The sequence below is a fragment of the Sanguibacter sp. Z1732 genome (assembly GCF_051020515.1).
GTDB lineage: Bacteria > Actinomycetota > Actinomycetes > Actinomycetales > Beutenbergiaceae > CALKWS01.
In genome coordinates this window covers 62,585-81,457 of sequence record NZ_CP194857.1, presented here as the reverse complement: position 1 = coordinate 81,457, position 18,873 = coordinate 62,585, and the positions used below count along the sequence as shown (strand labels likewise).

The 18,873-nt window shown below is 68.7% G+C and carries 19 protein-coding genes; 9 read left to right on the top strand and 10 right to left on the bottom strand.

Annotated elements, in window-relative coordinates:
* Positions 1 to 5 precede the first annotated feature (5 nt).
* Positions 6 to 1,889, bottom strand: a complete 1,884-nt coding sequence (locus ACRRRO_RS00600; protein WP_424798063.1) for a heavy metal translocating P-type ATPase — start codon at positions 1,887 to 1,889, stop codon at positions 6 to 8.
* A 67-nt stretch (positions 1,890 to 1,956) separates the two neighbouring features.
* Positions 1,957 to 2,604 (bottom strand): TetR/AcrR family transcriptional regulator, encoded by a 648-nt coding sequence (locus ACRRRO_RS00595; protein WP_424789231.1) that lies wholly within the window; start codon positions 2,602 to 2,604, stop codon positions 1,957 to 1,959.
* A 125-nt stretch (positions 2,605 to 2,729) separates the two neighbouring features.
* On the opposite strand from ACRRRO_RS00595, the gene ACRRRO_RS00590 reads away from it, so the two are divergent.
* Together ACRRRO_RS00590 and ACRRRO_RS00585 are read left to right on the top strand one after the other, a co-directional pair.
* A complete protein-coding gene (locus ACRRRO_RS00590) occupies positions 2,730 to 4,364 on the top strand; it encodes an MDR family MFS transporter (protein WP_424798062.1) in 1,635 nt (544 codons plus the stop codon).
* Positions 4,365 to 4,655: 291 nt separating this feature from the next.
* Positions 4,656 to 7,463 (top strand): aconitate hydratase, encoded by a 2,808-nt coding sequence (locus tag ACRRRO_RS00585; RefSeq protein WP_424798061.1) that lies wholly within the window; start codon positions 4,656 to 4,658, stop codon positions 7,461 to 7,463.
* Positions 7,464 to 7,538: 75 nt separating this feature from the next.
* Here the strand turns inward: ACRRRO_RS00585 and ACRRRO_RS00580 are convergent, their stop codons facing one another.
* Positions 7,539 to 8,930 (bottom strand): MFS transporter, encoded by a 1,392-nt coding sequence (locus tag ACRRRO_RS00580; RefSeq protein WP_424798060.1) that lies wholly within the window; start codon positions 8,928 to 8,930, stop codon positions 7,539 to 7,541.
* Between the two features lie 94 nt (positions 8,931 to 9,024).
* Here ACRRRO_RS00580 and ACRRRO_RS00575 point away from each other — a divergent pair, with 94 nt between their 5' ends.
* Positions 9,025 to 9,681, top strand: coding sequence for a uridine kinase family protein (locus tag ACRRRO_RS00575; protein ID WP_424789235.1), 657 nt, complete (start codon positions 9,025 to 9,027; stop codon positions 9,679 to 9,681).
* A 16-nt stretch (positions 9,682 to 9,697) separates the two neighbouring features.
* Here ACRRRO_RS00575 and ACRRRO_RS00570 read toward each other — a convergent pair whose 3' ends face one another.
* Genes ACRRRO_RS00570 through ACRRRO_RS00560 form a run of 3 tightly spaced genes read right to left on the bottom strand, consistent with a single transcriptional unit; the run spans position 9,698 to position 10,880 of the window.
* Entirely contained in the window at positions 9,698 to 9,925 is a 228-nt protein-coding gene (locus tag ACRRRO_RS00570; protein ID WP_434081617.1) for a DUF899 family protein, read from the bottom strand.
* Complete coding sequence (locus ACRRRO_RS00565) at positions 9,859 to 10,407, bottom strand: DUF899 family protein (protein ID WP_434080897.1); 549 nt, start codon at positions 10,405 to 10,407, stop codon at positions 9,859 to 9,861. The genes ACRRRO_RS00570 and ACRRRO_RS00565 overlap by 67 nt, the downstream gene beginning before the upstream one ends.
* The gene (locus tag ACRRRO_RS00560) at positions 10,404 to 10,880 is read right to left on the bottom strand and encodes an SRPBCC domain-containing protein (RefSeq protein WP_424798058.1); all 477 of its coding nucleotides are present in this window, start codon (positions 10,878 to 10,880) and stop codon (positions 10,404 to 10,406) included. Before ACRRRO_RS00560 ends, ACRRRO_RS00565 begins: the two co-directional genes overlap by 4 nt.
* Positions 10,881 to 10,896: 16 nt before the next feature.
* Between ACRRRO_RS00560 and ACRRRO_RS00555 the strand changes: the two genes are divergently transcribed.
* On the top strand, positions 10,897 to 11,250 hold the full coding sequence (locus tag ACRRRO_RS00555) for an ArsR/SmtB family transcription factor (protein ID WP_424798057.1): 354 nt from the start codon (positions 10,897 to 10,899) through the stop codon (positions 11,248 to 11,250).
* A gap of 75 nt (positions 11,251 to 11,325) precedes the next feature.
* Here ACRRRO_RS00555 and ACRRRO_RS00550 read toward each other — a convergent pair whose 3' ends face one another.
* From ACRRRO_RS00550 to ACRRRO_RS00540, 3 genes are read right to left on the bottom strand one after another with little or no spacing between them, the layout of a single operon-like run.
* Positions 11,326 to 12,477 carry a VC_2705 family sodium/solute symporter gene (locus ACRRRO_RS00550; RefSeq protein WP_434080896.1) on the bottom strand — a complete coding sequence of 384 codons (1,152 nt, stop codon included), beginning with the start codon at positions 12,475 to 12,477 and terminating at the stop codon, positions 11,326 to 11,328.
* Entirely contained in the window at positions 12,441 to 13,010 is a 570-nt protein-coding gene (locus ACRRRO_RS00545; RefSeq protein ID WP_434080895.1) for a sodium:solute symporter family transporter, read from the bottom strand. The genes ACRRRO_RS00550 and ACRRRO_RS00545 overlap by 37 nt, the downstream gene beginning before the upstream one ends.
* Positions 13,007 to 13,336: a DUF4212 domain-containing protein gene (locus ACRRRO_RS00540; RefSeq protein ID WP_424789240.1), complete on the bottom strand. Its 330-nt coding sequence runs from the start codon at positions 13,334 to 13,336 to the stop codon at positions 13,007 to 13,009. The genes ACRRRO_RS00545 and ACRRRO_RS00540 overlap by 4 nt, the downstream gene beginning before the upstream one ends.
* 260 nt (positions 13,337 to 13,596) lie before the next feature.
* On the opposite strand from ACRRRO_RS00540, the gene ACRRRO_RS00535 reads away from it, so the two are divergent.
* The 5 genes from ACRRRO_RS00535 (at position 13,597) to ACRRRO_RS00515 (ending at position 18,295) form a co-directional block, all read left to right on the top strand.
* Positions 13,597 to 14,100 carry a hypothetical protein gene (locus tag ACRRRO_RS00535; protein WP_424789241.1) on the top strand — a complete coding sequence of 168 codons (504 nt, stop codon included), beginning with the start codon at positions 13,597 to 13,599 and terminating at the stop codon, positions 14,098 to 14,100.
* Complete coding sequence (locus tag ACRRRO_RS00530; protein WP_424798055.1) at positions 14,097 to 14,420, top strand: hypothetical protein; 324 nt, start codon at positions 14,097 to 14,099, stop codon at positions 14,418 to 14,420. The genes ACRRRO_RS00535 and ACRRRO_RS00530 overlap by 4 nt, the downstream gene beginning before the upstream one ends.
* Positions 14,417 to 16,078, top strand: coding sequence for a solute symporter family protein (locus tag ACRRRO_RS00525; protein ID WP_424798054.1), 1,662 nt, complete (start codon positions 14,417 to 14,419; stop codon positions 16,076 to 16,078). Before ACRRRO_RS00530 ends, ACRRRO_RS00525 begins: the two co-directional genes overlap by 4 nt.
* Positions 16,078 to 17,418: a histidine kinase gene (locus tag ACRRRO_RS00520; RefSeq protein ID WP_434080894.1), complete on the top strand. Its 1,341-nt coding sequence runs from the start codon at positions 16,078 to 16,080 to the stop codon at positions 17,416 to 17,418. Before ACRRRO_RS00525 ends, ACRRRO_RS00520 begins: the two co-directional genes overlap by 1 nt.
* Before the next feature lie 106 nt (positions 17,419 to 17,524).
* Positions 17,525 to 18,295 carry a LytR/AlgR family response regulator transcription factor gene (locus tag ACRRRO_RS00515; RefSeq protein WP_434080893.1) on the top strand — a complete coding sequence of 257 codons (771 nt, stop codon included), beginning with the start codon at positions 17,525 to 17,527 and terminating at the stop codon, positions 18,293 to 18,295.
* On the opposite strand, the gene ACRRRO_RS00510 is transcribed toward ACRRRO_RS00515, so the two are convergent.
* Complete coding sequence (locus tag ACRRRO_RS00510; protein WP_434080892.1) at positions 18,292 to 18,777, bottom strand: MerR family transcriptional regulator; 486 nt, start codon at positions 18,775 to 18,777, stop codon at positions 18,292 to 18,294. The genes ACRRRO_RS00515 and ACRRRO_RS00510 overlap by 4 nt on opposite strands.
* Positions 18,778 to 18,873 lie beyond the last annotated feature (96 nt).

The window sequence follows — 18,873 nt, the reverse complement described above, 5'->3', positions numbered from 1 at the left end:
CTCGCTCAGCGCGCCGGGGCCAGGGCTCGCGGGTGTCCGGTGACCTTGGCGGTCTGGATCTCGCGGTGGATCCGCAGCGCACGGAGGGCACTGAGGATCGCGACCAGGTCCACCACCTCCTGCAGCAGGGCACCCACGACAGCGGGCAGGTACCCGAACGCCGCTACCAGCATCAGGCCGACCGAGATGATGATGCCCAACCAGATGGACTGCAGCGCGATCCTGACGGTGCGCCGGCCCACGTGGATCACATCTGCCACCCGGCCGATGTCCTCGGAGGTGATCACCGCAGAGGCGGACTCGCTCGCGGCCGTGGCCCCACGTGCCGCCATCGCGATCCCGACGTCGGCCACCGCCAGTACCGGCGCGTCGTTGATACCGTCACCCACCATCAGCGCCGGCCTCGGCTGCAGTTGCTGCACCACCTCGATCTTGGTTCCCGGGGTGGTTTCGGCGTAGACGTCCTCGATCCCGGCCTGTGCCGCGATCGACTTCGCGGTGGCTGCCACGTCGCCGGTGACCATGGCGATCGTGCGCACGCCCTGGTCCTTGAGGCGCTGCACGGTCTCGGCGGCGTTGTCCTTCAGCGGGTCGGAGAGCACGATCACCCCGGCCAGCCGCGTGCCGGTGGAGACGTAGACGGCGGTCTCACCCGGGCGAAGCTCGGTCCGCTGCACCGGGCCGGTGACCTCCTCGATGAAAGTCGGCTTGCCCACGCGCACGCTCGTGCCGTCGGCGAGCGTGGCCTGCACGCCGTTGGTGGCGATCTCCTCGGCGGCGGTGACGTCGGGCAACGGCAACCCGTCGGCCCGGGCGTGGGCGACGATGGGGTCGGCGAACACGTGCACCGAGTACTGCTCGACGGCACCCGCCGCCCGCAGCGTCTCGGTCGCCGACTCCTCGCCCGGCCTGATGTCCACCACGATGGGCTTGCCCTTGGTCAGGGTGCCGGTCTTGTCCAGGGCGGCCGAACGGACCCGGGCCAGGGTCTCCAACGCGCCGCCCTCCTTGACGATCACGTTCAGCCTGGCCGCCGAACTCATCCCGCCCATGAAGGCCACCGGCGTGGCGATCAGCAGGGGACACGGAGTGGCCACCACGAGCACCTCGGCGAACCGGGTCGCGTCTCCGCTGATGTACCAGGCCAGTCCGGCGATGGTCAGTGACAGGATCGTGAAGGGCACCGCGTACCGGTCGGCCAGGCGCACCATCGGCGCCCGGGACTCGACCGCCTCGGTGACCAGACGCACGATCGAGGCGTAGTGGGAGTCCGCGGCGACCTTGTCCGCACGCAGGGTGAACGCCTCGGTGGTATTGACCGTCCCGGACAGGATCGAGTCGTCCCCGGCGTAGGTGACCGGGATCGGCTCGCCCGTCACCGAGGACTCATCGATCACCGCTCGCTTGGAGACCAGGGTGCCGTCCACCGGCACCACCTCACCCGAGCGCACCACCAGTAGGTCCCCGACAGCGACCTCGTCCACGGCGATGCGTTCGACCTCCGAGGTGCCCGGGCCGATCCGCTGCGCGAAGGACGGGGCCCGGTTGACCAACAGGTCCAGTTCACGACTGGCGCGGTGCGCGGCGTAGTTCTCCAGCGCCTCCCCGCCGGTGAGCATGAGCGCGATGATGAGGCCCGCGATGTACTCACCGACCATCAAGGTGGCGACCATGGCCACCACGGCCAGGATGTCCAGGCCCCAGTGCCCGGCCATCAGATCGCGGAACATGTCCCAGGCGGTGACGGCGATGACGATACCGATGACCCCGATCGCCAGCACAGCCACCGCGGTGGGCTGCCCGGTCGCGGTGAGGACCAGCGCCACGATGATGGCGACGAACGCCACGATGGCCAACGGCTGCGTACGAATGAATCGAAGCGCCCTCATGGCGGCACCATATCGCCAGGGGTTCAGTGATGAGTGGGCCCGATGTCCCAGAACGCGGTCCGTCACATCAGTCGGGGCTGGGCAGGCCCGCCATGACGGCGTCGAACGCTGCTGCGGTGAGCGCGGTCAACGACCCGGCGAACCCGGCAGCCGCGTGCTTGTGCAGGACCGTTCGCAGCGTGGTCAGGGACACGTTCACGACCAGGGACGGATAGGTTTCGGAATCCGGGTCCATTCCCGTGCGAGCGGCGACGGCGCGGGTCAGTTCCCGCCCGATCACCGCTGAGGACCCCACCAGTGCGGGTAGGAGTTCCGGATTGTCATCGACCGCCTGCATACGCAACTGCCACCGGTGCTGATCCTGCGCGATCGCCTCGGCGTACCCCACGAACACCTGCTTCAGTGACTCCAGCGGCGGCTCGGTCGCGGGGCGCGCCCGCAGGATCGCGGCCAGGGCGGGTGCCAGTTCCGGATCGGTCCCGACCAGGACGTCCTCCTTGCTCGTGAAGTAGTTGAACAGCGTCCGCTGCGAAACCCCCGCCTCAGCAGCGATCTGCTCGGTCGTGACCGCGTGCAGGCCGCGCTCGGCCACCAGGGACAGGCCGGCCATCTGGAGTGCCCGCCACGTGGTGCGCTTCTTCCGCTCCCGCAATCGAACGCCGTCGTCACCGGCAGCGTGCGGCTGGACCGGGACGGAGGCTCGCTTGGTGGACATCACCGCGTAGCGTACCGGAAGACTGGTTCAGTAACTGCAAAGTTGCAGTTACTGCACTATTGCCTCTACGCTCGATCGCGTCCTGGGGCCGTGTGCGCACCCAGGGATCAAGGAGCACCTCACGCATGACTGGTTCAGTCAGCCCCGCACCGACGTGGGGACTGAGTCGCGCATCCAGGATGGTGTTCATCGGTCTGCTGCTGGGCATGCTGGTGGCCTCGATCAGCCAGACGATCGTCTCTCCGGCGATGCCGATCATCGTGGCCGACCTCGGCGGCATCGATCACTACAGCTGGCTGGCGACGGCGGCGATGCTGGTGTCCGCAGTCGTGGTGCCGATCGTGGGGAAGCTGTCCGACCTGTACGGCCGGCGCGCGTTCTACCTGGCCGGCCTGAGCATCTTCCTGCTCGGCTCGATCCTGGCCGGACTGGCCCCGAGTTTCTGGTGGCTGGTCGCGGCTCGCGGGGTCCAGGGCCTGGGGATGGGCGCGTTGATGACGCTGTCCCAGACCATCATCGGCGACATCATCCCCCCACGTCAGCGCGGCAAGTACCAGGGGTTCATGGGCGCGGTGTTCGGCGTGACCTCGATCGCCGGTCCGTTGCTCGGTGGCTGGATCACCGACCACTGGGGCTGGCGATGGTTGTTCTACGCCGCGCTGCCGGTGGGTGTGGTGGCACTGGTCTTCATCACCAAGTACCTGCATGTGCCGCACGTGCAACGCAGGGCCAAGATCGACGTGGCCGGCATCGTGACGCTGGCCGCCGCACTGGTGTCGATCCTGCTCGCCACCTCCTGGGGCGGCACCACCTACGCGTGGGGTTCACCGCAGGTGCTGGGCCTGTTCGCGCTGGGCATGGTACTGCTCGCCGCCTTCATCCTGATCGAACTGCGGGCCGAGGAACCGGTGCTCCCGTTGCGTCTGTTCCGCAACTCGATCCTGACCTTCTCCAACATCGCCAGCCTGATGATCGCGATGAGCATGTTCGGCGCGATCTTCTATATCCCGGTCTACGCCCAGGGAGTCCTCGGTGTCAGCGCCACCGTGTCCGGAGCGATCATGATCCCGATGAGTCTGGCGATGATCGTGGTGGGCATCGTGATCGGGTTCCTCATCACGAGGACCGGGAGGTACAAGGTCTTCATCGTCGGGGGCACCCTGACGATGCTGGCCGGGTTCGGTCTGCTGCTGCGGATGGACTACGGCTCCTCCGAACTGCAGCTGACCGTGGCGATGGTGGTGCTGGGCGCCGGACTGGGCGGATCGATGCAGCCGTTCACGATCATCGTGCAGAACGCGGTGAGTCAGCGTGACCTCGGCGTGGCCACCGCGACGATCCAGTTCTTCCGTAACACCGGGGGAACGGTTGGGACGGCGGTGCTGGGGACCATCATGACCTCCAGGATGGTCACCACGATTCCGCACCACCTGCCAGAGGGGGTCGAGGAGGTGCTTCCGGCCGAAGGCCTGGGTGCGGACTCGGTTCTCGATCCGACCTTGCTGGCCGAGTTGCCCGAGGCCATGGCCGAGGCGGTGCGCCGAGGGATGGCCGATGCGCTGCACACGGTCTTCCTCGCGGCCGTGCCACTGGTGCTGCTGGCGGTGATCGCCTCCATGCTGGTCAAGTCGATCCCGCTGCGCACCACCCTGCACGATCCTGCAGACGCGCGCGGTTCGATCGCCGTGCACGCGAGGGTGGGTGTCGACGCACCGGAACGCACGGGACGAGACGCGGGCGGAACCGGATCTGACCGGTAGGGTCCGCACGACCGGTCCGGGTGCTGCTGATCCTCCCCGGGAGCCTGGCCCGGGACGTCCTCCCGACCTGGAGGACCAGGACCCGGCCCGGCCCTGCCCGGCGGGTGTGGTCGCTCATCCCGGTCGTGGTCGCCGCCGCCGGGGTCATCCCTTCAATCCGAGGCCGGGACCTGGTGCGCCGCTCGCCGAAGGGTTGTACCGTGCGAAGCACAGGTGCGTCTGGGATCTGCGGCGCCACGAGCCACGTCGATGGTCTCAGCGGCACGCCAACTGCGTTCGAAGGAGCATGCTGTGGCCGCGAAGACTGCAAATAGTTTCGGTGCGCGCGACCAGTTGCGCGTCGGTGAGGTCCAGTACCAGATCCACCGACTCGACGCGGTGGAAGGAGCAGAGCGCCTGCCCTACAGCCTGAAAGTGCTACTGGAGAACCTCCTCCGCAACGAGGACGGGCGGGTGGTCACTGCCGAACAGGTCCAGGCCATGTTGGCCTGGGACCCACAGGCGGGCGCGCAGGACAGCGCCGAGATCCAGTTCACCCCGGCCCGGGTGTTGATGCAGGACTTCACGGGGGTGCCGTGCGTGGTCGACCTGGTCGCGATGCGCGATGCCATGACCGCTGCCGGAGGTGACCCTGCCAAGATCAACCCGCTGATCCCCACAGACCTGGTGATCGATCACTCGGTGATCGCCGACGTGTTCGGCTCTTCCGATGCCTTCCGGATCAACACCGACCTGGAGTTCGAGCGCAACCACGAACGCTACGGACTGCTGCGCTGGGGCCAGAGCGCCTTCGATGACTTCTCGGTGGTGCCGCCGGGGACGGGTATCTGCCACCAGGTGAACCTGGAGTACCTGGCTCAGGTGGTCTTCACCTCCGAACGTGACGGGCGGCCGGTGGCCTACCCCGACTCGCTGGTCGGCACCGACTCCCACACCCCGATGATCAACGGTCTGGGTGTCCTGGGCTGGGGTGTGGGCGGGATCGAGGCCGAGGCCGCCATGCTCGGCCAGCCGCTGTCGATGCTGATCCCGCGGGTCGTGGGCCTGAAACTGACCGGCGAGTTACCGGAGGGCACCACCGCCACCGACCTGGTTCTCACCGTGGCCCAACTGCTGCGTAGCACCGGGGTGGTGGGCAAGTTCGTGGACTTCTTCGGCCCCGGGGTCGGCAGCGTCCCGTTGGCGACGCGCGCCACCCTGGGCAACATGAGCCCGGAGTACGGCTCGACCGTGACGATCTTCCCGGTCGATGCCGAGACCCTGGACTACCTGCGCCTGACCGGCCGCTCGGCCGAGCAGGTCGCCCTGGTGGAGGCCTACGCCAAGGAGCAGGGCCTGTGGCACGACCCGGATCATGTGCCCGACTACAGCCAGGTGGTCGAACTTGACCTGGGGACGGTCGAACCATCGCTGGCCGGTCCCAGCCGTCCCCAGGACCGGATCCCGCTCAAGGCCGCCCAGGGCACGATCCGCGGATTGCTCGCCGGATGGGAGCACGACGACGCCGTCCAGGGCGGGTTGGACGACGCCTCGGCCGGGTCCTTCCCGGCCAGTGATCCGATCGCGGTCAGCACCCTGACCGAGCGTGACGATCCGCCGCGGACCGGTACCGCGAAGTCACCGTCGTCCTGGCCCTCGGACCCGGTGGAGATCATGTTGGACGATTCCCCGGCGCACCTGGACCACGGGGACGTGGTGATCGCCGCGATCACCTCCTGCACCAACACGTCCAACCCCTCGGTGATGCTGGGCGCCGGACTACTGGCGAAGAAGGCGGTGGAGCAGGGCCTGCAGTCCAAGCCGTGGGTGAAGACCTCCTTGGCTCCCGGTTCTCGCATTGTCACGGACTACTACGAGCGCACCGGACTGACCTCCTACCTCGACCAGCTCGGATTCAACCTCGTGGGGTATGGCTGCACCACCTGTATCGGGAACTCCGGCCCGCTGATCCCCGAGGTGAGCGAAGCCGTCACCGGTCACGACCTCACGGTGGCCTCGGTGCTGTCCGGCAACCGCAACTTCGAAGGCCGCATCCACGGCGAGACGAAGATGAACTTCCTGACCTCACCGCCCCTGGTGATCGCCTACGCCCTGGCCGGCACCATGCACACCGACCTGTTGCGCGAACCGCTCGGGCAGAACGCCGAGGGCCAGGACGTCTACCTGCGCGACATCTGGCCGACCGCCCAGGAGGTCAAGGAGGCCGTCGATGCCGGGGTCGAGGCGCAGATGTTCACCGACGGGTACTCCGATGTGTTCACCGGCGATGAGAACTGGCAGAACATGGGCATATCGGAGTCCGAGACGTTCGACTGGGACGACGAGTCCACCTATGTGCGCCGGCCCCCCTACTTCGATGACATGCCGGGCGAGCCGCAGCCGATGAGTGACATCACCGGTGCCAGGGTGCTGGCCTACCTGGGGGACTCGGTCACCACCGACCACATCTCCCCGGCGGGGGCGATCCGGCCCGACTCCCCGGCCGGGAGGTACCTGAAGGACCACGGTGTGAAGGTGAAGGACTTCAACTCCTACGGTTCGAGGCGCGGGAACCACGAGGTGATGATCCGTGGCACGTTCGCCAACGTGCGCCTGCGGAACAAACTCGTGCCCGAGGTCGAGGGTGGTTACACCCGGCACCTGCCCGACGGGGAGCCGGAGAGCATCTTCGACGCCGCGCAGAAGTACGTTGCCGACGGCACCCCGTTGGTGATCCTGGCCGGCGCCGATTACGGCTCGGGCTCCTCCCGTGACTGGGCCGCCAAGGGCACCATGCTCATGGGTGTCAGGGCGGTGCTGGCCGCCTCCTTCGAACGCATACACCGGTCCAACCTCATCGGCATGGGCGTGCTGCCGCTGCAGTTCCCCGAAGGGGAGTCCGCCGAGGATCTCGGGCTGAGTGGTGAGGAGACCTACTCGATCACCGGCCTGGAGGGGGTGGACTCGGTCCCGGAGACGGTCACGGTGGGTATCACCGACGACGACGGGCAGACCCGGGAGGTGCAGGCACGGGTGCGCATCGACACCCCGGCCGAGGCGGCCTACTTCCGCCACGGCGGGATCCTGCCCTACGTGCTGCGTCAGCTGCTCGAGGACTGAGGCGGGCGCGTCTCCCGGAAGGCGCGCAAGGGACCCGCCCGATCTGCGCGACCTGATCAGGTCCGTCACCGAGTTCTACGCCGCCGCCCCGGCCGTCTGAGCACGGCTACCGGGGATGAAAAGCGCCGAGATCAGCGCACCCAGGACCAGGAAGCCCGCACACCACCACATGGCCGCGGTGTAGCCGGCGCTGAAGACCTCCGGGATCGCGTAGTCGTCCCCGGAGAGGCCGACGATCGCCGGCAGCGCCGCCACCGCCAGCAGGCTGCCCGCCCGGGCGACGGCGTTGTTCACCCCGCTGGCGATCCCCACCTGGTGCCGCGGCACCGCGGCCATCACCGTGGCCGTGAGCGGGGTGACCATCAGGGTGATCCCGGCGCCGAAGAGGGCGACACCGGGCAGCACCTGCGTGGCGTACGGAGCCTCGGCTCCGATGGTGGCCAGGAGTAGCACGCCGACCGCGGCCAGGGCGGGTCCGGCGCTCATCAGGAACCGGGCACCGGTGCGCGCCATCAGCGCGCCCACCCGGGGCGAGAACAGCAACATCAGCACCGTGAACGGCACCGTGGCCAGGCCGGCCTGCAGCGGGCTGTACCCGCTGACCACCTGCAGTTGCAGCACCAGGAAGAACATCAGTGCGCCCAGGGCTCCGTAGCTCACGAACGTCATCACGTTGGCCGCGGAGAAGGCTCGGATGGTGAAGACGCCCAGCGGAAGCATCGGATGGGGAGTGTGATGCTCGACGACGACGAAGCTCACCAGGGCGGTCAGCCCCACCAGGGCGGGCAGCCACTCGCCCTGGATCAGCGCGTAGGTGATGCCGCCCAGACCGATAAGGGCCAGGGCGGCGCCGGTGACATCGAATCGCGACCGTTGATCACGGGCGATGCCGGGGGACTTGGGGACGTACCGCCACGCGATCAGGACCACGAGGGCTGCCAGGGGCAGGTTGATGAAGAATACCCATCGCCAGGACAGGATCTCGATCAGCCACCCCCCGAGCAGGGGGCCGATCGCGCTGGAGATACCGGACCAGGCCGCCCAGACCCCGATCGCCCGCGGCCGGTCCGTTTCGGTGATCGTGGCCTGGATGATCGCCAGGCTGCTCGGGGTGAGCAGGGCAGCGGCCACCCCTTGCAGGACCCGCGCGGCGATGAGTTGATCGATGCTGATCGCGAGGCCACACGCGAGCGAGGTGATGGCGAAGCCGGCGGTCCCGATAAGGAAGATGCGCCGCAGGCCGAGCCGGTCCCCGAGTGAACCACCCACGAGCACGAGCCCGGCGAGGGTGAGCATGTAGCCGTTGACCACCCACTGCAGGTTCGCCAGCGTGGCATCCAGGTCCAGCCCGATGGGGCGCAGGGCGACGTTGACCACGGTGCCATCCAGCAGCGCGATCGCCGAGGCGAGCGTCGCCGTCAGCACCACCCACCGGCCCTGGGCGGAGCCGAGCGCGACGCCAGTCACGGACCTATCGTCTCACTGCGCCCGATCGGGGCTTGTGTGCATCTCTGGCTCCCGGGTGATGCGCGGGACGTCCTCGGCACGGGATGATGGGCCGATGTGGCCGGTTGAGAGCGCGCGCGGGGCAGTCCCGGAGGAGCCGGGCGCCGTGCTGGTGGATCGGCTGTGGCGTCTCAGCGCCGCCGACGGGGCGCCGCGGTTCGTGGGGATCGATGGCCGCAGCGGCGCCGGCAAGTCCACGCTCGCCGAGGTCGTCGCGACCGGTCTGGACGCGGACGAGTCCGGCGCCGTGCTGGTGATCGACGGAGATGACTTCTACGCCGGGGGAAGCGCGCTCACCTGGGATCGGCGGACCGTTGCCGAGCAGGCCGAGCGCGTGATCGACTGGCGGCGCCAACGCCAGGTGCTCGAGGCGCTGCGTGAGCACGGGAGTGCCACCTGGCACCCGTTCGACTGGGACGCCACGGACTGGGACGGGGAGCCGCCGCCGTTCTCGAGGGTGCCGGTGCACGCCCGGGTGGCGGCGGTGGTGATCCTGGAGGGTGCCTACAGTTGCCGGCCCGAACTGCGTGACCTTCTGGACCTGGCCGTCCTGCTACGGGTCCCTGATGAGGTACGGATCCGGCGACTGCGTGCGCGCGACGGTGAGGATGAGCATGCCGACTGGAGCGCGCGCTGGGCGGGAGCGGAGGACTACTACTTCACCCACGTGATGCCGCCGGGAAACTTCGATCTGGTGCTGCATTCGGGATAGTGCGCCGGTCACCGCCTTAATCACTCGGCCCGTGGCAATTCCCCTCCGGTGGTGCCTCCGCGTAGGCATCGGCCAGGCGCATCCAGGAGTAGGTCGGATCCTGAGGGGTACCGGGTGGTGAGTTCTCCCATTCCTCCTGGCGGCCCAGGGGGGTCAGGTCGAGCAGGTCCAGGACCATCATGAACGGTTCCTCTCCACGCGCGTGGGTGGACCAGGAGTGGAACACCTGCGAGCCCCTACGCAGGAAGACGCTGATCGCCTGGTGCTCCTCGCCGTCGACCGTGGCGCCGAACTCGGTGTGAAGGCGTCGCCGATCGTGGAGTACCACGGTAGGTCCCAGCCCATCCGGTCCCGGAAGGTGAGCAACCGGGGGAGCGGGGCCCGGGAGGTCAGGACGAAGGAGGTGCGCCGGGCGTGCAGGTGGGAGAGCGGTCCGACGCGCTCGGCCATCATCGAGCACCCGTCGCAGCCCTGGGTCCAGTCCGGAGCGAACATGAAGTGCTGCACGATGAGCTGGTCGCGGCCCTGGAACAACTCGAGCAGGGTGACCCTGCCCTCGGGCCCTTCGAAGGCGTAGTCGGATCGGACCCGCACGATCGGCATCCGCCGGCGGGCGGCGCTGATCGCATCCTTCATCCGGGTCAGTGCCTTCTCCTGTTGCAGCAGCACGCCCCGGGCGTCCTCCCAGGTGGCTCGGTCCACCACCTGCGGGCCGGTGTGCCTCATCGGTAGAAGCCCTCGCGCAGGTTGATCCCGTGCTCCATCCATGCTTTGAGCGCATTCAGCATGCTGGTCCATCCCTCGCAATTGTCGAAGGCCGCCCGGGCGCCGGCCCGGGTGGGTTGCCAGGAGGACTCGGTGATGGTGACCAGGGTGCGCGTCCCGTCGTCGATCGGTTCGAACTCGAACGTGGTCCGGCTGGTGCCGTCCTGGCCGGTCGTGGCCTCGCCGCTCCACTCGATCACGATGCGACGAGGTGGGTCGGCCTCGAGAACGCGGACGCCGAAGGCGCCGGGGAAGTCGGCGAAGTCCCACGTCACCTCCACTCCGGCCGAGAGTCGGCCCTGGGCGCCGCCGGTGGTGAAGTACCGGGAGAGCTGTTCCGGGTCCGCCACGGCTTCGTAGACCTGCTCGCGGGGGCGCCCGATCCGGCCGGAAACGGTGAAGGAGATCTCGGTCAGCGCATCATCGGTAGACATGTTGTAAGTTAACAACATGTTTGACGGTGGCGGCAAGGGGCCCGATCCGGAACCCGACGACGACCGGGTCTTCAAGGCGCTCGCCTCCCCGGTTCGCCGGCGGATGCTCGATGCGCTCAGGGTGTCCTCGCACACCACCGGGTCGTTGTGCGCTGTCCTGCCGGAACTGGACCGCACCACGGTGTTGCAGCATCTGCGGGTGCTGGAGCGTGCCGAGTTGGTGACCGGGCGCAAGGTGGGCCGGGAGCGGCACCTGGCGCTGGCGCCGTTGCCGATCAAGCGCATACACGACCGCTGGATCAGCGATTACACCCGCGCTGCTGTCTCGTTGCTGGCCGAACTCGACGCCGACGGTGCGGTGAAGGAGTGATCGTTGCCCTGAACCGATGAGCCGGCACGGCGCGCCCCGATGGGCGACCGGGGCGGGCCGCGTGCAGGCCGACTCTCAGGCGTCGGCCTTCTCGGCGTCCGTGTCCACCGTGGCAGAGGGGTAGCGGATGGACTCCACCATTTCCTGCACCTCCGGTGACGGGGGTCGCGTCAGCGATGAGACCACCGCTGTCACGACGAGGTTGACCACGGCACCGATTGCGCCGATGCCTTCCGGGGAGATACCGAAGATGTGCTCGTTCGCGCTGAGGCCGAAGACCTCCAGTGTGTAGAGCATGTACCCGCCGGTGAACAGCAGACCGGTGAGCATGCCCGCGGCCGCGCCGGTGGCATTGGCCTTCTTCCAGAAGATGCCCAGGATGAGGATAGGGAAGAAGGTGGAGGCAGCCAGCCCGAAGGCGAAGGCCACCACCTGGGCCACGAACGCCGGCGGGTTCAGCCCGCCGAAGATCGCCACCACCACGGCTCCGACCATCGCGACCCGGCCCACGAGCATCTGCTTCTTCTCCGAGGCGCGCTCCTTGGAGATCATCCGGAAGTAGATGTCGTGGGAGGTGGCCGAGGAGATCACGAGGAGCAGTCCGGCAGCCGTCGACAGCGCCGCGGCCATGCCGCCGGCCGCCATCAGCCCGATGATCGGCGCGGGAAGCCCGCCGATCTCGGGGGATGCCAGGACCAGGATGTCGTTGGAGATGATCAGGTCCGCACCCGAGGCCGGTGAGTTCGAGATGGTCTGGATCACGCCGTCGCTGTTCAGCGTCACGTAGCCGGCATCGGCCCAGGGTGCGATCCAGTCCGGCAGGCCCTCCGCCGTGGAACCCTGGGCGTCCCGCAGCAGGTTCAACTTGGTGAAGGCACCGACCGCTGGGGCGGTCAGGTAGAGCAGCGAGATGAAGAACAGTGCCCAGAAGGCGGAGTAGCGCGCCCCGCGCACCGTCTTGGTGGTGTAGAAGCGGATGATCACGTGCGGCAGGCCGGCGGTCCCGAGCATCAGCGAGGCGACCACCAGGAAGACGTCGAGCTGGCCGCCGTCACGCCCGGCGAACGCCTCGGTGAAGCGGTCCAGGCCGAACTCCAACCGCAACGCATCCAACTCGGCCAGGATCGTGCCGTAGGAGATCTGCGGGATCGGAATGTTCGTCATCTGCTGGGCCACGGCCACGGCCGGGATCAGGTAGGCGGTGATGAGCACGACGTACTGCGCCACCTGGTGTAGGTGATGCCCTTCATCCCGCCCAGCACGGCGTAGAAGAAGATGACCGCCGCGGCCACCACCACGGCCCATTGCGAACTCAGCCCGAGGAATCGGGCGAACACCACCCCGCCACCGGTCATCTGGCCGACCACGTAGGTGAAGGAGATGACGATGGCGGCGACGGCCGCCACCCAACGCACCGTGTCGTTGTACCGGTCACCGACGAACTCCGGCACGGTGAACTTGCCCCACTTGCGCAGGTACGGGGCCAGCAGCATGGCCAGCAGAACATAGCCGCCGGTCCAGCCCATGAGGTAGACCGAGCCGTCCGATCCCAGGAAGGCGAGCATGCCGGCCATGCCGATGAAACTCGCCGCGGACATCCAGTCCGCGGCGACGGCAGCCCCGTTGGCGATGGTCGGCACGCCCCGGGAGGCGACGTAGAACTCCTTCGTCTCCTTCACCCGGGAGCGCCAGGCGATCGTGATGTAGATCCCGAAAGTCAGCAGCAGGAAGAAGGCGGTCCAGGCCTGCATGTCGTTCATAGCCGGTCACCGTTCCCGTTCCGTTCGGAGACGCCGAACTCATCGTCGATCCGGTCCATCCGCAAGGCGTAGATACCGATGATGATCAGGAAGGTGATGATGGAACCCTGCTGGGCGAACCAGAGGCCGAGCGGGAAACCGGCGATGACGATGTTGTTCAGGGGCTCGATCAGCAGGATGCCGAAGCCGAAAGAGACGGTGAACCAGATCGCCAGCAGCACGATCATCAGTCGCAGGTTCTTCTTCCAGTAGCGGCGCCGCCAGTCGTTCCTGTCGGCTGGTGGCGGCGCATCCCCACCGGGCTTGTCGCGTGTCACCTCGGACATGAGGCTCCCTTCATTGGTCCGCGAGGGCGTGGCCCCAACCAACTGCACGACGTGCCGGCACACAACGCAGACCCGGTGCCTATTTCGCCGGCGGTGGCTGGGCGTGCCCGGACGGTGGGGTGGGGCCGATCAGCGGTTCCCGGCCCTGTGGTCAGCCGCTCGTGGGCCCATGCCGACCACTCGTGGCGCCGGGGGCGCCGCCCGTGGGGCGAACGGCCACAACCCTCGCCGGTGATCGGCCGCACTCCTAGGATGGGCCCATGAGTACAACGGCGTCCCAGGACACCACACGACCCGGACTCGCCGGGGTCGCTGCCCGCCTCCGCGCCGGCAAAGCCACTGGATGGGGGGTGTTCCACCCGGGTAGCTGGGGGATGGCTACCGGTGGCCTGATGCTCATCGTGGCGGCCTTCCTGCCGTGGGTCTACGTGACCCTGACCCAGCAGATCACCGGGGAGTCCTTCGCGCTGCGTGGTACCGACGGCCCCGGTGTGGCGACCCTGGCACTGGGCTTCCTCGCCTTCGCCGGCGCCTTCGTGCCGAGACGCAGACTCGCGATCGGCCACGCCGCGGTGCCGGGGGTGCTGGTGGCGATCATCGTGCTGCTGCAGGCCTGGAACATCGTGGCAGGCTCGATGCAGACCGCCTGGGGCTCCTTCCTGCCAGGCATGGGGGTGGTGCTCGCCGGGGGCGGGGCCGTCGTGCTCATCAAGGCCGCGTGGACGATGCTGCGGCACTGGAAGGAAGCGCCCCGCACGAGGTGAGCGGCGATCCCGAAGTCCAGGACACCCCTGCCGAGGTCGACGCCGCGTTCCGGACGCTGCGCCGGATCGCGGTGACCTATTTCGTGGTCTTTCTCGCGGTGCTCGGCGCTTTCCCGGTGCTGACGATGACGCTGGAGTGGTGGACCCGGTCCCGGCTGCTCGGAGGGCTGAGCCCGGCGTTCCTGGTGGCCGCCGTCGGGCTCTACATCGTGTTCGCCGTGATCGGGATCGCGGCCGCCACGCTGAGTTCCTCGGTCGAGTCCCGCATGCTCGGTGGGACCTCCTCCGAGAGCCATGACACCGGAGCGGAGGAGGGTTGAGCCTGACGGCGGTCGTCACCCTGACGGCCGTGGTCGTGGTGGTGCTGGGCGTATCGGTGGCCACCCGGCCGCGCAACTCCTCCACCGTTGACTTCTACCTGGCCGGCCAACGGGTCGGTGTGGTGACCAACTCCTGGGCCATCTGCGGCGACTACCTGTCCGCCGCCTCGTTCCTCGGGGTCGCTGCTGCGGTGTATGCCTCCGGTCTCGACGGCGCCTGGTACGCCGTGGGGTTCGCGGCGGGCTTCGTTCCGGTGCTGCTGTTCGTGGCAGCGCCGCTGCGGCGGTTCGGGGAGTTCTCCCTGGCGGACTTCCTGGGCCGCCGGCTGCAGTCGCACCGGGTGCGACTCAGCGCGGTCGGCGTCGTCCAACTGGTCATCCTGTGCTATCTGATCCCGCAGTCGCTGGGCAGCGGTATCACCTGGGAACTGCTCGTGGGCCACGGGATCCTCGGTCTGTCGCCCTACGTCACCGGGGTGTTGCTGTCCACCGCGGTGATCGCCGTCATCGTCGCCTTCGGAGGTATGCGCGGCACCACGTGGAACCAGGCCGTGCAGTTCCTGCTGCTCTTCGCAGCCCTGTTGTGGCTGGCGGTGACGGTCAGCGTGGACGGGTTCCACTACGGCAACGCCGACCCGCTGAACTTCTCCCACGCGACAGGGGCGGGCGTCGCCGATCCCGAGGTGGGCCTGCGTGGCGGGCGTGTGGGGCAGGTGGCGCTGGTGGTCACCCTGGCGATGGGTACCGCGGGTCTGCCGCACGTGATGAACCGGTACTTCACGTCCCCCACCGGTCGTGCGGCGCGCACGACCACGCTGTGGGTCCTGGTGCTGGTCGGAGCCTTCTACGCGATGGCCGTGCTGCTGGGTACCGCTGCCCGCGACATCATCCCCTCCGCGGCCACCGAACACTCCTGGTTGGCCGACCTCACCGTGGAGGGGGTGCTGCGGGTACCCGAGCACGCCCTGCCGGTACTGGGACGCCTCTATGGCGGTCAGTCCGGGCTCGGCTTCGTCGCCGCAGCCGCGCTGATCGCGGCGATGTCCACGGTGGCCGGGTTGCTGCTGGCCTCCGCGGCGACGTGGGGCCACGACGTCTACGAGCGCTACATCAACCCGCGCGCGACCCAGAAGCAGGCTGTGCGGGCCGGACGTCTGACCACGTTGCTGGGCGCAGGACTGGCCGCGGGGCTGGCCATCGCCCTGCGCACCGACGATTTCGCCCCGACCTCCCCCTCGCTCGTGGCCACCATGGTGACCTGGGCGTTCGCGATCGCCGGTTCCGCGCTCACCCCGGTGGTGGTGCTGTCGATCTGGTGGCGCGGTATCACCGCCGCCGCTGCCACTGCTGGGATGTTCACCGGTGGTGGTCTGGCGATCACGATGGTGCTGTCCGCGGAGTTCATGGACCCCTCGGCGTTGCGTGATCTGATGTCCGCGCCCACGCTGGTGGCCGCCCCGATTGCCATTGCGGTGACGGTGCTGGTCTCGCTGCGCACGCCCCGGCCGCAGGGAACCGATGCCGCCTGGCTGACCATGCACGGCACCGCCGCGGACCGGCAGGCCGAGCGCCTGGCGAGCATGATGGTGGGCCGGGGGCGGGAGCGCACCGGTGTGCGCGGGCGTGTTGGTCGGCGTAACCGGGGAGGGCAGGGCTGATGCGGGGGAGCGTGACCCTGGCCGCCGTGGTGGTGGGCATCTGGTCGTTGCTGTACGTCGTCACCCAGTTGGTGGTGGATCCCCCGCTGACGGTGCTGCCCACGGTCGGTGCCGGTGTCGCGATCACGGTGGCCGTGGTGCTGGGCTACCCCTCGGTGCTGCGCGGGCCGCGGGACCGTGGCCGGGTACGCGGGGGTGGGCGTCAGGGCGATTCCGAGCGCGGGTTCCGGGACCTGGCCGCGGCCGGGCGAACCCTGCCGTTGCGTGCCGGACTCACCCAGGATGCCGCGCGGCGTACCTGCGAACTGCTGCGCCCGATGCTCTCTGGGGATGCGGTCTCCATCACCGACACCGAGGACATCCTGGCCTACGTGGGTCCTGGCCAGGACCACCACGTGGCCGGCTCCGCCATGCAGACCTCCGCGGCGCCGCGCACGGTGCGCCAGGGCCGTACCCAACTGGTGCGGGACCGGGCCGGGGTGGGTTGCCGCAAACCGGACTGTGAGGTGGTCTCCGCCGTCATCGCCCCGCTACGGATCGGCCAGCGCGTGGTGGGCACCCTGGGGGTGTACCAGGCGCGGGCGGAGATCCCGCCCAAGGGCCTGGTGGAGGACATGGCCAACATGCTCTCCCTGCACCTGGAACTGGCCGAACTGGACCGGGAGCGTCGGCTGGCCACCGATGCGCGCCTGGACGCGCTGCGCGCCCAGATCAACCCGCATTTCCTGTTCAACATCCTGAACACGATCGCCTCCAAGGCACGCACCCGCCCAGAGGAGGCCCGCGAACTCGTGCTACGGCTGAGCGAGTTCTTCCGGTACGCGGTGCGCCAGGAGGGCCACTTCGCCGAGTTCGCCCAGGAGTACTTCTTCGTGCGCACCTACCTGTCCCTGGAGCAGGCAGCGCGCTTCGGTGAGCGCCTGGATGTGCGCTACGACATCGACCCGCAGGTGCTCACCTCGCGGGTGCCGGTGCTGACCATCCAGCCGCTGGTGGAGAACGCGGTCAAGCACGGCATCGCCGGTAAGAAGGAGGGCGGCACCGTCAGGCTGCGGGCCCGGGTCGATCCGTTGACCCGCACCGTGTCGATCCGGGTGAGCGACAACGGCGAGGGCATCGACGCCGCAGTGCTGGCCACCCTGACCGAGCAGCACAACCAACGGGCCGAGGACCTCGCCTCCCCGGCCGATCGGGACACGCTGCCCGGGGCCCACGCCGGCGTGGGTCTGCGCAACATCTCCGAGCGTCTGCACGCCCTCTTCGGCGACCGGTACGACCTGCAGATCTCCACACCCAGGTCCGGGGGGACCGTGGTGGACCTGACCGTCCCGATGCGGTAGCCATGGGCACGTCGGTCCACCCTTCGCCGGCCCGACCCAGCCCTATGCTGGGTCGGATGCAGCCCGCGCACTGATCGTCGATGACGAAGCCCCGGCCCGGGAAGAGTTGCGCTACCTCCTCCAGGAGATCGGCGAGGTGATCGAGGGGTCCCCGGTGCAGGTGGTGGGGGAGGCCACCAACGGTGAGGAGGCGCTCGTGCTGCTGCGGTCCCTGGAGTACGACCTGGTGCTGTTGGACATCCGGATGCCCGGGCTGAACGGCCTCGAGGTTGCCGCTGCCCTGGGCGAGATGGAGCACCGCCCGCAGGTCATCTTCACCACCGCCTACCCCGACCACGCCGTCGACGCCTTCGACCTGGCCGCCGCGGACTACCTGGTCAAACCCTTCGACGCCGACCGGCTGCGGCGAGCGGTGGAGCGAGCGTTGTCGGTGGCACCGGAGCGCAACGGGAATGACGACGGCGCAACGGCCGAGCCGCAGCGGCACCGGGAGGGGGAGGCCGCCCGGGCGCCGAGCCGGGAGGGACCGCCACCCGTGACGCCGGACCTGGTGCGGATCCCCGTGCAGAAGGACGGTCGTACGGTGCTGGTGAGCGGGGATGCGATCGTTTACGCCGCCGCCTCCCGCGGATACTCCTCGCTCAAGCTGGTCGAGGAGAGCGTGCTGGTGTCCTTCTCCCTCAATGAACTCGAGCGCCGGCTGCAGGGGCACTTCGTGCGGGTGCACCGGTCCTACCTGGTGAATCTTCGCTATGTGCGCGAGCTGGTGCCGGACTTCCGGGGGAGCCTGGTGCTGTTGATGAACGATCGCCAGCGCAGCCGGGTGGAGGTCTCGCGCCGACAAGTGCGCGAGCTGCGCCAGCGGCTGGGGATCTAGGCCCCTTCGGTACCGGTCCTCTCCCCGGCCCGCAGGTCATCGAGTGGTGGCAGTAGGTCCGTCACGGCGGGCCACCGGGCAGGTGGCTCCGGGATCTCCCGGCCCTGCTCCGCCGCGGTGTAGGCGGAGATCTTCCAGTCGATCACGCCGAGGTCGCCCTGAAGCTGGGAGATCTGGTCCACCACTCGGGGCGGGTGGGCGCGGAGGATCTCGATGCGCCCGGCCCGGTCGGTGTCGGTGCGTACCAGGGCGACGAAGTCCCGTACCTGGCTCACCGGCATCCCGGTGCGGCGCAGGCGGATCACCACATCCAACAGTCCCAGGGAGGCGGCGTCGAAGGCCCGGTGGCCCGCCGCGGTGCGGGGTAGGTCGCCGAGCAGACCGCTGCGATCGTAGAAGCGCAACGTCTCCACCGGTATCCCGGTGCGATGGGCCACCTCGCCGATCGACTCGCGCTCCAGGGGGGCGTGCATCTCACTCATGCACTCATGGTGCTACCTGGAGTGCACTCCAGGTCAAGGTTTTCCTCGAGCGGGGTTCGGGCCGGTCAGGATGGATAAGTAAGAGAGGTGCTTGAC

What these genes read in the sequence shown, in the direction of transcription:
- ACRRRO_RS00600 (WP_424798063.1), bottom strand. Translation starts at nt 1,889, where the DNA reads ATGAGGGCGCTTCGATTCATTCGTACGCAGCCGTTGGCCATCGTGGCG.
- ACRRRO_RS00595 (WP_424789231.1), bottom strand. Translation starts at nt 2,604, where the DNA reads ATGTCCACCAAGCGAGCCTCCGTCCCGGTCCAGCCGCACGCTGCCGGT.
- ACRRRO_RS00590 (WP_424798062.1), top strand. Translation starts at nt 2,730, where the DNA reads ATGACTGGTTCAGTCAGCCCCGCACCGACGTGGGGACTGAGTCGCGCA.
- ACRRRO_RS00575 (WP_424789235.1), top strand. Translation starts at nt 9,025, where the DNA reads ATGTGGCCGGTTGAGAGCGCGCGCGGGGCAGTCCCGGAGGAGCCGGGC.
- ACRRRO_RS00565 (WP_434080897.1), bottom strand. Translation starts at nt 10,407, where the DNA reads ATGAGGCACACCGGCCCGCAGGTGGTGGACCGAGCCACCTGGGAGGAC.
- ACRRRO_RS00560 (WP_424798058.1), bottom strand. Translation starts at nt 10,880, where the DNA reads ATGTCTACCGATGATGCGCTGACCGAGATCTCCTTCACCGTTTCCGGC.
- ACRRRO_RS00555 (WP_424798057.1), top strand. Translation starts at nt 10,897, where the DNA reads ATGTTTGACGGTGGCGGCAAGGGGCCCGATCCGGAACCCGACGACGAC.
- ACRRRO_RS00545 (WP_434080895.1), bottom strand. Translation starts at nt 13,010, where the DNA reads ATGAACGACATGCAGGCCTGGACCGCCTTCTTCCTGCTGCTGACTTTC.
- ACRRRO_RS00540 (WP_424789240.1), bottom strand. Translation starts at nt 13,336, where the DNA reads ATGTCCGAGGTGACACGCGACAAGCCCGGTGGGGATGCGCCGCCACCA.
- ACRRRO_RS00535 (WP_424789241.1), top strand. Translation starts at nt 13,597, where the DNA reads ATGAGTACAACGGCGTCCCAGGACACCACACGACCCGGACTCGCCGGG.
- ACRRRO_RS00520 (WP_434080894.1), top strand. Translation starts at nt 16,078, where the DNA reads ATGCGGGGGAGCGTGACCCTGGCCGCCGTGGTGGTGGGCATCTGGTCG.
- ACRRRO_RS00510 (WP_434080892.1), bottom strand. Translation starts at nt 18,777, where the DNA reads ATGAGTGAGATGCACGCCCCCCTGGAGCGCGAGTCGATCGGCGAGGTG.